Below are 14,169 nucleotides of genomic sequence, written 5' to 3'. Positions count from 1 at the left end.
GCAGGCTGCCAGTCAGGAACGCTGCGGGCCCAACGGCAGCGTCTCGGCTCCGAAGTCCAGGATCGAGTACCGACCGCAGTCGACGATCGTCTCGGGGAGCAGCGCCTCCGACAGGTCCCACGGCACGGTCTGCGCATCCTCGACGAGGAATGACACCTCGCCGACCGCGAAGTCCCCGCGGTTCACCAGCCAGGCGTACGCGTTGAGCTGATGATCGACCTGCACGAGTCGTGAGGGTTCGGACAGATGCAGCTTGGGCAGACGCACCGTCCAGAACTGCCCGGCACCGGTGCCGCCGGAGGCGTCGACCCAGGCGGTGACGCAGGTGAGATCCGCATCAGGCCGGGCGGCGGCATCCGCGAGTCGAGGGATGCTGAGGCCCCCGACGATGAGCAGCACGACCCCGGCCATCACTGCCAATGCTCTCCGGGCACGCTCGCTGACCCGCAGGGCGTGCGGAGCGGCCACGAGTGCGAGCACCGGAGCGAAGGCGACCGGCTGCAGATAGCGTGCCGCGTGGGTTCCCAGCGCGATGGCCCCGATGACGACCACGACCGGCGCCACCCATCCCATCGCGGCGACCAGCCGCGAGCCGGGTTGGCGCGGCCGCACGGTTCGCACCACGGCTACGGCCAGGAGTGCGGCAGTGATCAGCAGCCCGATCACCCCGAAAGGGCTCTGCATCCGTTCGCCGACGAGCTGTGCGTAATGGTCGATCGACTCGTGCCACTGCTCGGGATGCACGTACCCGACGCCGGTCTGGGTGATCCATGCCGCGAGCGGAATACGTGCCAGAAAGCCGATCGCGGTGCCGGCAAGCAGCACGACGATGATGACCGGCATTCGCGAACGCAGCTCCGAGGAGATCGCGGCGACGGCCAGGACGATCACGAGCGGAACCGTCGCCCACGCAGCGTAGAGGGGGTTCGAGAGGGTCGACACGAGCGCGACGATGCCGAGGGCGATCAAGGGCCACGCTCTGAGCGCGTGGCTGTCGATCATGCGTCGGACTATGCCGATCGTGACGACGACGCCGACGACGGTCGCGGAGTAGTACGTGGTGGTCAACTGCAGCGACGCGAGGTCCAGCGCCTCGCGCGACGCCGACACATCGGTCATCGCGAGTGCCCCGAACGCCGAGAGAGCGACCACGGACCAGGCCACAGGGGCACTGCCGGCGCGAGCACGTCCGGCAGCCAGACGGATTCCTCCGTAGAGAGCGAGCAGATTGACGACCGCGCTGATCGCGAAGAGACCGTTCGCATCTACGGGCAACGCGGCGTGGAGGGCCGTAAAGGCTGCGGACTCGGGCAGGAACAGCACGCTCGACATCGCCCAGTCGAGCGGTTGCCCTGAGAGCAGCGAGCGGGCGAGCATCGCCACGACCAGAGAGTCGCCGTCGCGGAAGAGCAGATCGGCTCGAGGCGACGACGCGACGGCACCCGCGGTGACGAGCGCGACTGCGGCAGCGCTCAGCCACCCGCCCAGCTCCCGCACCCACGCCCGCGTCACGGGGCTACTCTGCCACGACCCCCGTGAGGATTGCGGACTTCGCGCGGGTCACGCGATCTGCGACGATCGACGCATCCGAATGATCTGATTCCTCGATTCGAATCACGCAAAGTGCCCGGAATCCCGCGAAAAACGGGACATTTGGGCGATTCGACGCCGACATGATCGACCCTGAAGAGCGAAATATCAAGGTAAACTCGATATCGACACCCGCCCGCCCGCCTGCGCCGCCCCCGGCCGACGAGCTTTGAGGAGCCGCGTATATGCTGACGCTCCTCGCCGTGTTCCTCCTCGGGTCGATCCTGATGCCCGTCCTGGTGCGCTGGCTGGGGTCTCAGGCATTCGCCATCGCGGCTCTCATTCCCACTGCGGCATTCATCCACGCCCTCGTGCTCACCCCCCAGGTGCTCGACGGACCGACGCCCTTCGTCTCGGTCGCGTGGATTCCGCAGCTCGGCCTGAACCTGTCCATGAACATGGACGTCCTCGGCTGGGTCCTCACGCTGATCGTCACCGGTGTCGGCGCCCTCGTGCTGTTGTACTGCCGGTGGTACTTCCACGACGACTCCGCGGGTATCGGCCAGTTCGCCGGAGTCCTGCTCGGCTTCGCCGGTGCGATGTACGGTCTCGTCCTGACCGACGACCTTGTCATGCTCGTCATGTTCTGGGAGGTGACGAGCATCCTCTCGTACCTCCTCATCGGCCACTACCGACGGCGAGCGGCCAGCCGACGAGCCGCCCTCCAGGCGCTCCTGGTCACCACGCTCTGCGGACTCGTGATGTTCGTCGGAGTCGTTCTGCTGGTCGTCGATGCCGGAACGTCGAGCATCCGCGAGATCCTCGAGATCGCGCCCACAGGGGCGATCGTCGATGCCGCCGTGGTCATGCTGCTCGTCGGTGCCATCAGCAAGTCCGCGATCTTCCCGTTCCACTTCTGGCTTCCCGGTGCGATGGCGGCGCCGACCCCAGTCAGCGCCTACCTGCACGCTGCGGCGATGGTGAAGGCGGGCATCTACCTGATCGCGCGCTTCGCCCCGATCTTCGCGTTCACCGGTCCGTGGCGGCCGATCATCATCTCGCTGGGAATCGTGACGATGCTGCTCGGCGGCATCCAGGCCCTGAGAGAGACCGACCTCAAGCGCATCCTCGCCTTCGGCACGGTCAGCCAGCTCGGGTTCTTCTCGATCGTGATCGGCTACGGCACGCAGGCGAGCGCCCTGGCCGGTCTCGCACTCGTGATCGCGCACGCGCTGTTCAAGTCGGCCCTGTTCCTCATCGTCGGTGTGATCGACAGGCAGCTGTCGACCCGAGACATCGATGAGCTGAGCGGCGTGGGGCGTCAGGCGCCGGTCATGGCCACTGCGGCATTCATCTCCATCGCGTCGATGGTAGGCGTCGCGCCGACCCTCGGATTCGTCGCGAAGGAGTCCACTCTCACGGCCCTCCTCGATGACGCGCTGCACGGGTCCCCCTGGGGACTCGTGGCGATCATCGGTGTCAGCATCGGCTCCATTCTCACTGCGGCATATGGCATCCGCTTCCTCTGGGGCGCCTTCTGGACCAAGCGCGACGCAGCAGGCGATCGCCTGCCGGACACCATGTGGCCCGATCCGCCCGTCGGGTTCCTCTCGGCGCCGATCATCCTCGCCGGCCTCACGCTCGCGGCCGGAATCGGAGCCCCGGCTCTCGACGTCGCTCTGCAGGGATACGCACTCACCGCCACGCCTGGCCTCGACGCAGAAGGGGTGCCCGCCGAGGGACCAGGGCACCTCGCCCTCTGGCACGGTCTCGAGCCTGCTCTCGGCATCTCGATCCTGTCGATCCTGCTCGGCGCCGCGGTCTTCCTTCTCACGCTGCGCACGGGGTGGGATCGCAAGGCGCGGTTGATCCGCTTCACCGCGGCGGACGTCTACTACCTGGTCATGCGCGGCGTCGACCGGCTCTCGGTGCTGAGCACGACGCTCACGCAGCGAGGCTCGCTTCCGGTCTATGTCGGCACGATCTTCGTGGTCTTCGTCGCCGCCGAGATCACGGCTCTGGTCGCCAGCGACATCGACCGCTTCCAGCTCTCGGCCTGGCACACTCCGACGCAGCTCGTGGTCGCGCCCCTGATGGCCGCCGCCGGCGTCATGGCCGTGCGGGCGCAGAAGAGGTACACCGGCGTCGTGCTCGTCTCGATCACGGGCCTCGGCATGGTGGCGCTCTTCGCCACGAGCGGTGCGCCCGACCTCGCACTCACGCAGATTCTCATCGAGACCGTGACGATGGTGACCTTCGCGCTCGTGCTGCGCCGCCTGCCCGCACGGATGGGCGAGCACAACGCGTCCGTCGGTCGCATCCCCCGAGCGCTGCTGGGAGTCGGAGTCGGACTCACGATGGCCTTGGTCGCGATCGTGGCGACGCAGTCGCGAGTCGCCGATCCGATCTCCGCAGTGTTCCCCGAGATCGCGTACGAGATCGGCCACGGCAAGAACGTCGTGAACGTGGCGCTCGTCGACCTGCGCGGCTGGGACACGATGGGCGAGCTCTCGGTGCTCGTGCTCGCCGCGACCGGCGTCGCATCGCTCGTCTTCGTCACGCATCGCGCCGACATGCTGTCGGCGACCAAGACGCTCCCCAAGGCCCGCCGCCGCCGCACTCTCAGCCGCCCCCTGGTTGAGACGACCGAGGGCGTGCGGTTCCAGACCGACGAGAACGAGAGCAGCCCCCGCGCCTGGCTCGTCGGCGGCCCGAAGATGAAGCCCGAGAACAGATCGATCCTGCTCGAGGTGATCGTCCGCATCCTCTTCCACACGATCATCGTCGTGTCGATCTTCCTGCTGTTCTCCGGTCACAACCTCCCGGGCGGCGGCTTCGCGGGCGGACTCGTCGCGGGCATGGCGCTCGTCATGCGCTACGTCGCCGGCGGACGCTGGGAGCTCGGCGCGGCCGCGCCCACGGACGCCGGCCGACTGCTGGGGGCCGGTCTGATCCTCGCGGTCGGCACCGCCGTCGTGCCGCTGTTCTTCGGCATGGCCCCGCTCACCAGCACGTTCTGGGAGTGGGAGATCCCCGGCATCGGCCACATGGAGTTCGTGACCTCGACCATCTTCGACGTCGGCGTGTACCTGGTCGTGATCGGACTCGTGCTCGACGTGCTGCGCAGCCTCGGTGCCGAGGTCGACCGTCAGGCGCAGGAGTTCCGCGAGCGGGGGGTGAGCATCTGATGGATGTCTCGTTGACCCTGATCGTGATCATGGCCGTGCTGTTCGCGTGCGGTGTCTATGCGATGCTCGAGCGCAGCCTCACCCGCGTGCTGATCGGCTTCCTGCTGCTCGGCAACGCCACCAACCTCCTGCTCCTCATCGTGATGGGCGTGCCGGGGAGCGCCCCCTTCTACGGCGTCGAGGGCGAGATCAGCGATCCGCTGCCACAGGCGCTCACCCTGACGGCCATCGTCATCACGTTCGCCGTCTCGGCCTTCCTCCTCGCGCTCATCTACCGCTCGTGGCAGCTGGGTCAAGCCGACACGGTCGAGGACGACGAGGCCGACATCGCTCTCCGCGAGCGCACCGACGCCGACGAGGACCTCATGGACGACGAGGCCGACGCAGCCGACGACGAGGCGACCACCGACTTCGTCGGCGTGCAGACGTCGCCGATCACGGTGCTGCACATGCGCGACCATCCGTCGATCCACGACGATGCCCCGACCGACAGGCCCACGGCTGCCCGTGCCCCCGAGCGCGCGGAAGACGACGACGACGCGGATGCCGCAGCATCCGTCCTCACGGCCGAATCGGCCCCGTCCGACGATGACGACGCAGACGACTCGCCGCCCTCCGACGACTTCCGAACCGATGCCGACACCCACGCGTCCGACGCTCACGAGACCGACGCGGCTGATGCCGCCCGAGACACGGCGGCCGACACGGCTTCCGATGACAGCGCGCCCGAGCACACCGACGACGAGGAGGACCGCCGATGAGCGCCCTCGTCCCCCTGCTCGTGGCCCTTCCGCTGCTCGGTGCGGCGGTGACCCTGATCTTCGGTCGCAACCCGCGCCTGCAGGCCTTCGTCACGGTCGCGACGCTCGCGACCGTCTCGGTGATCGCCGCCGTGCTGCTGGTCGTCGTCGACGCAGGCGAGCCGCTGGCGGTGTCGGTCGGCGGATGGCCCGTGCCCTTCGGCATCGTGCTCTACGTCGACAGGCTCGCGGCTCTCCTCGTGCTCATCTCGAGCATCGTGCTGCTCGCGGTGCTGCTCTTCTCGATCGGTCAGGGCGCGGCCGACGGCACCGACGAGACCCCGATCTCGATCTTCAACCCGTCGTACCTGATCCTCGCCGCGGGAATCTTCAACGCCTTCATCGCGGGTGACCTGTTCAATCTGTACGTCGGGTTCGAGATCCTGCTCGTGGCGTCATACGTGCTGATAACCCTGGGGAGCACTGAGTCGCGCATCCGCACCGGTGCCGTCTATATCGTCGTCTCCCTGGTGTCGTCGATCCTGTTCCTCGCCTCGATCGCGATGATCTACGGCGCGCTCGGCACCGTGAACATGGCGCAGATCGCCGAGCGCATGACCGAGCTCCCGCAGGAGACGCAGCTCGTGCTGCACCTCATGCTCGTGATCGCGTTCGGCATCAAGGCCGCGATCTTCCCGGTGTCATTCTGGCTGCCCGACTCGTATCCGACGGCTCCGGCCCCGGTCACCGCGGTCTTCGCCGGGTTGCTGACCAAGGTCGGCGTCTACGCGCTGATCCGCACCGAGACGCAGCTCTTCGCCGACAACAGCATCGACACCGTGCTGCTGATCATCGCTCTCGCGACCATGATCGTCGGCGTGCTCGGAGCGGTGGCGCAGGCCGAGCTCAAACGAATCCTGTCGTTCACGCTCGTGAGCCACGTCGGCTACATGATCTTCGGCCTCGCGATAGCGACCCCGGCGGCGATCGGCGCGACGGTGTACTACATCGTCCACCACATCGTCGTGCAGACGACCCTGTTCCTCGCCGTCGGTCTCATCGAGCGTCGAGCGGGAAGCACCTCGATCCTCCGGGTGAAGGGTCTGCTCAAGATCGCGCCGGTGATCGCCGTGCTCTACTTCATCCCCGCGATCAACCTCGGCGGGCTCCCGCCGTTCTCCGGGTTCATCGGCAAGTTCGCGCTCTTCGAGGCTGCGGCATCCGTGGGCACCCCGCTGATGATCGTGCTGATCTTCGGTGGGATTGTCACCTCGCTGCTCACTCTCTACGCCCTGATGCGCGCGTGGAACCTCGCATTCTGGCGCGAAGAGGACGACTCGACCGAGACCGAGGGTCGCATCTCGTATCTCGGCAACGCCCCGGCCGCAGACGAGCAGCAGGAGCGTCGCCGCATCCCGCGCATCATGACGATCGCCACCGCCGGCATGGTGGGCGTCACCCTGGCTCTCACGGTGTTCGCCGGCCCGCTCTACGCGCTGTGCGATCGCATCGGTGCGGCTCTGCTCGACCCCGTCACCCTCGTGCAGCTGGAAGACGAGGTCGAAGGATGAGCCCCACCGAGACCGGCCGCCACTTCTGGCGGGACATCCGGGTGCAGCTGCCGTTCCTGGCATGGCTCGTCGTGCTCTGGATGCTGCTGTGGAGCCAGTTCACGGTGCTGGCGTTCATCTCGGGTCTCGTCGTCGCCGTGTTCGTCACGCGCGTCTTCCGGCTGCCGACCGTCGAGCTCTCCGGCCGCATCAACATCTGGTACGCCGCGCTCCTGGTCGTGCAGTTCCTGTTCGCGGTGCTCCGAGGCGCGGTCGCGGTGACCGTGCAGGTGTTCGACTTCCGGCATCAGCCCGGCGCGGCGATCATCGCAGTGCCCCTGCGCTACGCCGACGATCTGATGATGACGCATGTGGCAGTCATCTCCTCGCTGGTGCCCGGCTCGCTCGTGGTCGAGGCCGACCGCGACCGTCAGGTGCTGTATCTGCACGTGATCGGGGTGCGCAGCATGGCCGACGTCGAGCGGCAGCGCGAAGGTGTGCTGCAGTGGGAGCGACGAGTCGTGCGTGCGCTCGGCGCCCCCGCGCAGTACCGTGCCCTCAAGGCCGACGAACGCGCGGCGCGTGCCGGTGGTGCCGGCGGGCTGACCAGGGGAGGTGCCCGATGAACGTGCTGATGCTGGCGATCATGGTCGTCTTCGGGGTGGCCGCCATCCTGACGATCATCCGCATCGTGCGCGGCCCCTCGATCCTTGACCGAGCCGTCGCCTCCGACGTGCTGCTCACCGAGGTCATGTGCGTGCTCGGCGCCGAGATGGCGATCAACGGCCACACCCGCAACATCCCGGTGCTGCTGATCATCGCAGCCGTGGGCGTCTTCGGCTCGATCTCGGTCGCCCGATTCGTCGCCAGAAGGGACAACACGACCCCATGAACGTGTTCGGTCTCGCCATTCCCGACGCCGTCATCGACGTCGCCATCCTCGTGCTGATCCTGCTCGGCGCGATTCTCTGCCTGTCGGCCGCGGTCGGGCTGCTGCGCTTCCGCGACGTACCGTCGCGTTTGCACGCTGCGACGAAGCCCCAGGTGCTCGGTCTCATCCTGATCTGCCTCGCGATCGCCCTGTCGCAGCGCACCGTCGGCGGGATCCTCATCGGGCTCGCGCTCGTCTCGCCGATCGTCCTGATGCAGTTCGCCACAGCGCCGCTGTCGGCCCACATCGTCGGTCGGCAGGCCTATCGCAACGGCACGACCGACGAGCGCAGCCTGGTCGTCGACGAGCTCGCCGAGTCGAAGCAGACTCCGCCGGCCGCCGGCTGAGCAGAAGGAAGACGGATGTCAGCACCACAGGGATGGTACGAAGCGGGCGCGCCGGGTCAGCAGCGCTGGTGGGACGGCGTGCAGTGGACCGCACATGAGCGGACGGCGCCGCCGACCACCCCGTCGATGGGCTGGTACCAGGTGCCGGGGACCACAGACGTGCGCTGGTGGGACGGCGCGATCTGGACGCCGTACCGCGTTCGCACGGGCAAGCCGCGGCCCGACGCCCTGGCGGTGGAGCCGCCGGCGGTGGGGCTGGTCCTCGGGATCGTGTTCTTCGTGCTCGCGATGCTGCAGCTGACTGCAGCGGTCATCACGCAGAACCCGGGCAACTTCGCCCTTCCCGTGATCCTGATGTCCGTGGCCGTGATCTGGATCCTCGGCGCCGCACACACACACGCCGTGCGCAGACTCCCCGCCCCGCAGTCCGTGCCGATCGTCGACGCATCCGTGCAACCGCTGCCCGGAGAGGTCGACGGGCCGGGTGCCGGGTGGTATCCGGTGACCGGGCAGGCCAGCCGCTGGTGGACCGGTTCTCGCTGGACCTGGTACCTCGGCACGAAGTTCGGCACGCGCCCCGGGCACGCCGGGCCGCGCGGCTATCTCGTGTCGATGATCGTCGGCTGGGGCGTGGTGGCGATCGCGGTGATCGGTGTGATCGCCGCGGTGGCGGGAAGCGTCATGGAGCAGAGTCTCGTCACCGGGTTCATGATCGTGTTCGGCATCATCTTCGCGCTGCTCTTCGGCGGTCTGGGGGCGTTCGTGCTTCTGCTGACGAGGTCGCGCCGCAACGCGATGCTTCTTCCGACCACACCTCCGCCGCTGCGCTGAGGCGGGTGCGCGGTGCGCCGGTGCGGAGCCGCGTGGGTTCACAATTCAGCATGAGACTGAGTTGTGAACCGAACGGCGACGAGAGTGCGGGTCAGAGGTCGTCGGCGAAGCGCTGGATCAGGCGGGCCGCCGGCTCGGAGTCGCTGATCAGCGTGCCGTGCCCATGGTCGGGGATGACCCGCAGGTCGGCGCCGGGGATCTCGTCGATGATCTCCTGGCACCAGCTCATCGGCGCGAGCGGGTCGTCTTCACCGCGCAGCACCAGCACCGGCTGATCGATGCGAGCGAACGCCTTCTCCGGCTGGTGCACGATGGTCGCGCGGATCTTGCGGATCAGGTGCGGGCCGCCCCGCAGGTACTCCCGGGCGCCACGCCAGATGACCAGCGGGCGCTCGCCGATCAGGTCGGTGAGGAGGTACCTCGCCTGGGAGGCGATGTTGCGCGCGGCCTTGTTGACGGTGGGGCCCGCAAGCACGACGCCTTCGACGAGCGAGGGATGCCGGGCGGCCAGCTCTGCAGCGATCTGGCTGCCCATCGAATGGCCGATCACGACGACAGGACCTTCGCCGGTGTGCCGCAGGTAGGCGGCGACGAGGTCGGCGTGGCGCTCCATGGTGAAGGTGCGTGCGGGCTCGGGTGCTTCGCCGAACCCGGGGAGGTCGAGCGCGATGACCCGGCCCTTCAGTCGCTGCACGACGTCGAGGTAGACGCTGCGTCCCATGCCGATGCCGTGAAGCAGCAGGAAGGTGCGCGGTCCTTCGCCGAAGGTCTCTGCGATGAGCGTCGCCCCTGCGTGCTCGAACTCGAGCAGGGTGACGGGGGTGCCCTTCGGGGCGAGATAGCTGGAGACCACGCACCCACGCTAACCGAGTGCAGGCGCGGCGGCTAACCCGAACGATGTGCGTCGTATGCCGGTGTGCGACGAGACGCGAGCGCGCGCCATGCGAGGATGAAGGGTGTCTTCGCCCAGCTCCGATCCCGATCAGATCGAGACAGGGGGCGAGACGCAAGGCCCGTCGAAGGGGTTCATCGCCCGCATCGCAGACGGGTTGAGCGATCCGGTGCTGCGCGCGCTCGTCGCCGCGACCGCTGTGTCGCGCATCGGCCGCGGTGTCTTCCTCGCGGTCACGGTGCTGTTCTTCACGCAGATCATCGGTCTCTCCCCTGCACAGGCGGCCGTGGTGCTCGCGGTGTCGAGCGGATGCGGTGTCGTGGGGTCGCTCCTCGGCGGCTGGCTCGCGGACCGGTGGAGCGCCCGACGCCTCGCATTCGGCTTCGAGATGACCGGGGGCGTGCTGCTCGCCGCCTATGCGTTCGTCGGAGATTTCGTGTCGGCGCTTCTGCTCGCCAGCCTCTCCGGCTTCTTCGACTCGCTCGGATACTCGGCGAGGTCAGCGATCATCGCGCGAGGGTTCGCACCCGACAAGAGAGTGCACGCCCGGGCTGTGCTGCGCACGGTCACGAACCTCGCGATCGCGGCGGGCTCAGGTTTCGGCGCGATCGCTCTGGCGCTCGGCACCCCCGAGGCGTACCGGGTCGTCATCGCCGGTGCGGGTGCCGTCTGCGCGCTGGGCTCGCTCTCGCTCCTCCGGCTGACTGCGGCGGTCGACGCCCCCGCACGCGGTCGTGTCACGGCCCAGCTCACGGAGACGGGATCCATCGACACGCAGGCGACGGCCGCGGCATCCGCCGAACGCAAGGACTGGAACAGGCGCTCTCCGTGGCGCGACCCCCGGTACCTGCTGCTGAGCGCACTCTCGGCCATCTTCGGCATGCAGTTCGGGGTGGCAGAACTCGGAGTGCCGCTGTGGATCAGCGAGTACACGAATGCGCCTGATGCCACGTTCGCGGTGCTCCTGATCGTCAACACCGCGCTGGTCGTGCTGTTCCAGGTGCGTGCCTCGCGCGGCACGCACGACGTCCGGATCGCGGGACGGGTGACGATGATCGCGGGGTGGCTCATGGTCGGCGCCTGCCTGATCTATGCGCTCGCCGCAGGTCTTCCGACGTGGGCCGCGATCGTCATCCTCATCATCGGCATGATCACGCACACGTTCGCCGAGATCCTGTCGCAGGCCGGAGCCTGGGGGCTCAGCTTCGAGCTCGCCGATCCCGTGCGGGCCGGCGCCTATCAGGGCGTGTTCGGCATGGGCTTCTCGCTCGGAGCCCTCGCGTCGCCGATCGTCGTGAACGCCACGGCGATCACCTTCGGCTTCGCCGGATGGGCGATGCTGGCGGTGATCTTCCTCGCTGCCGCGGTCGGCATCTGGGTGATCGCACGCCGCGCGGCCGCATCCGGTCCCGCCCCTGTCGACGCCTGAGGAACGGGCCGGGCCGCGCCTACTCGCCCGGCGTCAGCACCAGCGTGTTGCGCGTCACCGCATCGACCGCCTTCTCGGAGAACGCCCACGGCTTCTGCACGCCGGCCGCCCAGTCGGCGGTCTGATCGATGTAGTGCTCATGGAACGCATGACCAGACGCGCCCGTGAGGTGGATCCAGGTCGAGGCGTCGAGGTCCGCCAGGTCGACCACCATGCGCATGGACGGCACGGTGGTCGTCGCGTACGAGGACCCGAGGTCCCACCCGGTCGCGTTGACCACCGATGCGCCGCCGCCGACCGCGTACGGACCGCGGTTGAAGAGCATCTCGATCGGGGCGATGCCCGACGAACCGAGAGTGTCGCTCGTGAGGGTGATCGCGTGCAGGTCGCCCCACCTCCACCCCGTGACGGCTTCGCCCTGCAGCGCGGAGAGCTCGTCATATGCCTCTTCGGCCGACAGCGCCAGCATCTCGTCCATGCTCGCGACGTCGATGGCCGGGTTCGTCCAGAGCGGGTCGGTGGGGTCGTCGAGCAGGTCCGCGACGACCGTGAAGAGGCGGCCCTGGCCGTCTATCGGCAGAGGCTGGTCGCGTTCGGCGAACAGGTTCTGCACGAGGTTCGACCAGAGCACGTTCGCGTAGGCGGCTCCTGCCGACCCCGCGTCGTTCTGCGCATCCCACGAACGCAGCAGGGCCACGGCATCCTCTGTGCCTGCGCCCTTCACCTCGACATCGTCCATCGCGGATGCCAGGCGCTTGCCGATCCACATCTCGCTGTCCATCTGGATCTCGCGCATGTCCTGCGCGGTGAGCGGTGCGGCTGCCACGCGTCGTTCGATCAGATGGGCGATGCGATCCGCGCGATAGCCGTAGTCCCAGTCCCGCGAGAGGAAGTACGGGTAGTCATCGGTGACGATCGCGTTGTTCGCGGTCACGATATAGCCGGATGCCGGGTTGTACGACATCGGCAGCTCGCCGAAGGGGATGAATCCGGTCCAGTCGTAACTGCTGTCCCACCCCGGTTGCGGCATCCACCCGTCGCCGGCTCCTCGCACGGGCAGGCGTCCGGGAGTCTGGTAGCCGATGTTGCCCTCGACGTCTGCGTAGATGAGGTTCTGCGCCGGAACGTCGAACAGGGCGGCCGCCGAGCGGAACTCGTCGAAGTCCTGGGCGGTCGACAGCGCGAAGATCGCGGTGGCTGCCGTGCCGGGGTCGAGTGCTGTCCAGCGCAGACTGACCGCGTACTCGGAGGCCTCGCCCGTGGGGGCAGCACCCGTCGCACCACCCGCGGCGAGGCCTGGCTCGGGTTCGTCGGCGATCGCCGTGAAGTCGTCGGTGAGCCCCGAGATGATGGGGCCGTGCACGGTCGACCGGATGGTGAGGTCGATGTCGTCGCCGCCGGCGACCGTGATCGTCTCGGTGGTCTCCTCGATCGGCACCAGCGCTCCGTCTCGCCAGTACTGGTCTCCCTCGATCCGCTCGACGTAGAGGTCGGTGACATCGGTGGTCAGATTGGTGAAGCCCCAGGCGATCTGCTGGTTGTGGCCGATCACGATGCCGGGGAGTCCCGAGAACGAGAAGCCGCCCATGTCGAACGGGCACTCGTCGGTGACCTCGCTGCATCGCAGCTGCACCTGGTACCAGACCGACGGCAGTGATGCGCCCAGGTGCGGGTCGTTGGCGAGCAGCGGCATCCCGCTCTCGGTGAGGTCTCCCGACACCACCCACGAGTTCGACCCGATGCCCTCGCCGACGTCGCCGACGAGCAGGCTCGCCGCTTCGATCACGTCTGAGGCCTCCTGCCACTCGATCGTCGTCGCGGCCTGCTGCATCTCATCGTCGTTCGCATCGGTCGTGAACGCGGCGGGCTCGGCCCCGGTCTCGGTAGTCGTCACGGTCGTCAGCTCGGGCACGATCACCGGATGCTCGTCGAACGGATACGCAGGGTAGAGCTCGTCGAGCGTCGCGGTGATCCCGGTCGGGTCCGAGGTCTCCGAGAGCTGCGCGGCCAGCAGCGCACGCTCGACCTCATCCTCGATGTTTCCGCGGAGATCCCAGGCCATGGCCTTCAGCCAGGCGACCGAATCGGCGGGCTCCCAGGGCTCGGGCACGTACTCGGGATTCTGCATTCCGAGGACGGCATATTCGAGCGACAGCTCTGCACCGGAGCGTGATGAGAGATAGGCGTTGACGCCGTCGGCATACGCCTCGTAGTAGCCGCGCGTCACGTCGTCCATCGCCTCGACCTCGGCCTCGGCGACCTTGCGCCACCCGAGGGTGCGCAGAAAAGCATCCGTTGCGGCCTGCGATTCGCCGAACATCTCAGCCACGCGCCCGGCCGTCACGTGTCGCCGGAAGTCCATCTCGAAGAAGCGGTCCTGCGCGTGCACGAATCCCTCGGCGTAGAAGAGATCGTGGCTCGAATCGGCAGTGATGGTCGGGATGCCGCGATCGTCGCGCTGCACCGTGACCTCGGCCTGCAGACCCTCGAGCGGCAGGGTGCCGTCGGTCTGCGGGAAGGACCGCTGGATGGTCCAGGTCACGAAGAAGGCGGCGGCGACAGCGACCACCACGATGGCGGCGACGACGAGGAAGACGATGCGGCCGATGCGGGCGCCCAGTGAAGGGCGCGACGGGTCGACGATCTCGGTCGAATGGGTTGTCATCTTCGAGAACTCTTTCGGGTGGCATGGCGGAACTCAGTCCCAGAGAGTCCCAGAGTGCGTCTCACC

At 68.0% G+C, this 14,169-nt stretch carries 10 protein-coding genes and 1 pseudogene; 8 read left to right on the top strand and 3 right to left on the bottom strand.

The genetic code is table 11. The features are described 5' to 3' along the window. Positions 1-12: 12 nt before the first annotated feature. On the bottom strand, positions 13-1,512 hold the full coding sequence (locus ACLKOY_RS10925) for a hypothetical protein (protein WP_436453646.1): 1,500 nt from the start codon (positions 1,510-1,512) through the stop codon (positions 13-15). A 263-nt stretch (positions 1,513-1,775) separates the two neighbouring features. Between ACLKOY_RS10925 and ACLKOY_RS10920 the strand changes: the two genes are divergently transcribed. From ACLKOY_RS10920 to ACLKOY_RS10890, 7 genes and pseudogenes are all read left to right on the top strand, one after another. Further along, a complete protein-coding gene (locus ACLKOY_RS10920; protein ID WP_436453645.1) occupies positions 1,776-4,718 on the top strand; it encodes a Na+/H+ antiporter subunit A in 2,943 nt (980 codons plus the stop codon). After that, positions 4,718-5,219 (top strand): annotated as a pseudogene (locus tag ACLKOY_RS10915) (Na(+)/H(+) antiporter subunit C); the annotation flags it as partial. The gene ACLKOY_RS10920 and the pseudogene ACLKOY_RS10915, both read left to right, overlap by 1 nt. Before the next feature lie 256 nt (positions 5,220-5,475). Continuing rightward, complete coding sequence (locus ACLKOY_RS10910) at positions 5,476-7,029, top strand: Na+/H+ antiporter subunit D (protein ID WP_436453644.1); 1,554 nt, start codon at positions 5,476-5,478, stop codon at positions 7,027-7,029. Beyond that, positions 7,026-7,634, top strand: a complete 609-nt coding sequence (locus ACLKOY_RS10905; protein ID WP_436453643.1) for a Na+/H+ antiporter subunit E — start codon at positions 7,026-7,028, stop codon at positions 7,632-7,634. The genes ACLKOY_RS10910 and ACLKOY_RS10905 overlap by 4 nt, the downstream gene beginning before the upstream one ends. Further along, positions 7,631-7,900 carry a monovalent cation/H+ antiporter complex subunit F gene (locus tag ACLKOY_RS10900; protein ID WP_042540345.1) on the top strand — a complete coding sequence of 90 codons (270 nt, stop codon included), beginning with the start codon at positions 7,631-7,633 and terminating at the stop codon, positions 7,898-7,900. Before ACLKOY_RS10905 ends, ACLKOY_RS10900 begins: the two co-directional genes overlap by 4 nt. After that, positions 7,897-8,286 (top strand): monovalent cation/H(+) antiporter subunit G, encoded by a 390-nt coding sequence (gene mnhG / locus ACLKOY_RS10895; RefSeq protein WP_363573181.1) that lies wholly within the window; start codon positions 7,897-7,899, stop codon positions 8,284-8,286. Before ACLKOY_RS10900 ends, mnhG begins: the two co-directional genes overlap by 4 nt. A 15-nt stretch (positions 8,287-8,301) precedes the next feature. Continuing rightward, positions 8,302-9,117, top strand: a complete 816-nt coding sequence (locus ACLKOY_RS10890; RefSeq protein ID WP_436453642.1) for a DUF2510 domain-containing protein — start codon at positions 8,302-8,304, stop codon at positions 9,115-9,117. A gap of 91 nt (positions 9,118-9,208) precedes the next feature. On the opposite strand, the gene ACLKOY_RS10885 is transcribed toward ACLKOY_RS10890, so the two are convergent. Further along, positions 9,209-9,970, bottom strand: coding sequence for an alpha/beta hydrolase (locus ACLKOY_RS10885; RefSeq protein ID WP_363573177.1), 762 nt, complete (start codon positions 9,968-9,970; stop codon positions 9,209-9,211). Positions 9,971-10,073: 103 nt separating this feature from the next. Here ACLKOY_RS10885 and ACLKOY_RS10880 point away from each other — a divergent pair, with 103 nt between their 5' ends. Continuing rightward, positions 10,074-11,438 (top strand): MFS transporter, encoded by a 1,365-nt coding sequence (locus tag ACLKOY_RS10880; protein WP_436453641.1) that lies wholly within the window; start codon positions 10,074-10,076, stop codon positions 11,436-11,438. 19 nt (positions 11,439-11,457) lie between these two features. Here the strand turns inward: ACLKOY_RS10880 and ACLKOY_RS10875 are convergent, their stop codons facing one another. Then, entirely contained in the window at positions 11,458-14,103 is a 2,646-nt protein-coding gene (locus tag ACLKOY_RS10875; RefSeq protein ID WP_436453640.1) for a penicillin acylase family protein, read from the bottom strand. Positions 14,104-14,169 lie beyond the last annotated feature (66 nt).

It is taken from the genome of Microbacterium sp. K2, assembly GCF_051365005.1.
GTDB lineage: Bacteria > Actinomycetota > Actinomycetes > Actinomycetales > Microbacteriaceae > Microbacterium > Microbacterium foliorum_B.
This window is presented reverse-complemented; position numbering and strand designations above follow the sequence as displayed.

What these genes read in the sequence shown, in the direction of transcription:
- mnhG (WP_363573181.1), top strand. Translation starts at nt 7,897, where the DNA reads ATGAACGTGTTCGGTCTCGCCATTCCCGACGCCGTCATCGACGTCGCC.
- ACLKOY_RS10920 (WP_436453645.1), top strand. Translation starts at nt 1,776, where the DNA reads ATGCTGACGCTCCTCGCCGTGTTCCTCCTCGGGTCGATCCTGATGCCC.
- ACLKOY_RS10905 (WP_436453643.1), top strand. Translation starts at nt 7,026, where the DNA reads ATGAGCCCCACCGAGACCGGCCGCCACTTCTGGCGGGACATCCGGGTG.
- ACLKOY_RS10900 (WP_042540345.1), top strand. Translation starts at nt 7,631, where the DNA reads ATGAACGTGCTGATGCTGGCGATCATGGTCGTCTTCGGGGTGGCCGCC.
- ACLKOY_RS10890 (WP_436453642.1), top strand. Translation starts at nt 8,302, where the DNA reads ATGTCAGCACCACAGGGATGGTACGAAGCGGGCGCGCCGGGTCAGCAG.
- ACLKOY_RS10910 (WP_436453644.1), top strand. Translation starts at nt 5,476, where the DNA reads ATGAGCGCCCTCGTCCCCCTGCTCGTGGCCCTTCCGCTGCTCGGTGCG.
- ACLKOY_RS10875 (WP_436453640.1), bottom strand. Translation starts at nt 14,103, where the DNA reads ATGACAACCCATTCGACCGAGATCGTCGACCCGTCGCGCCCTTCACTG.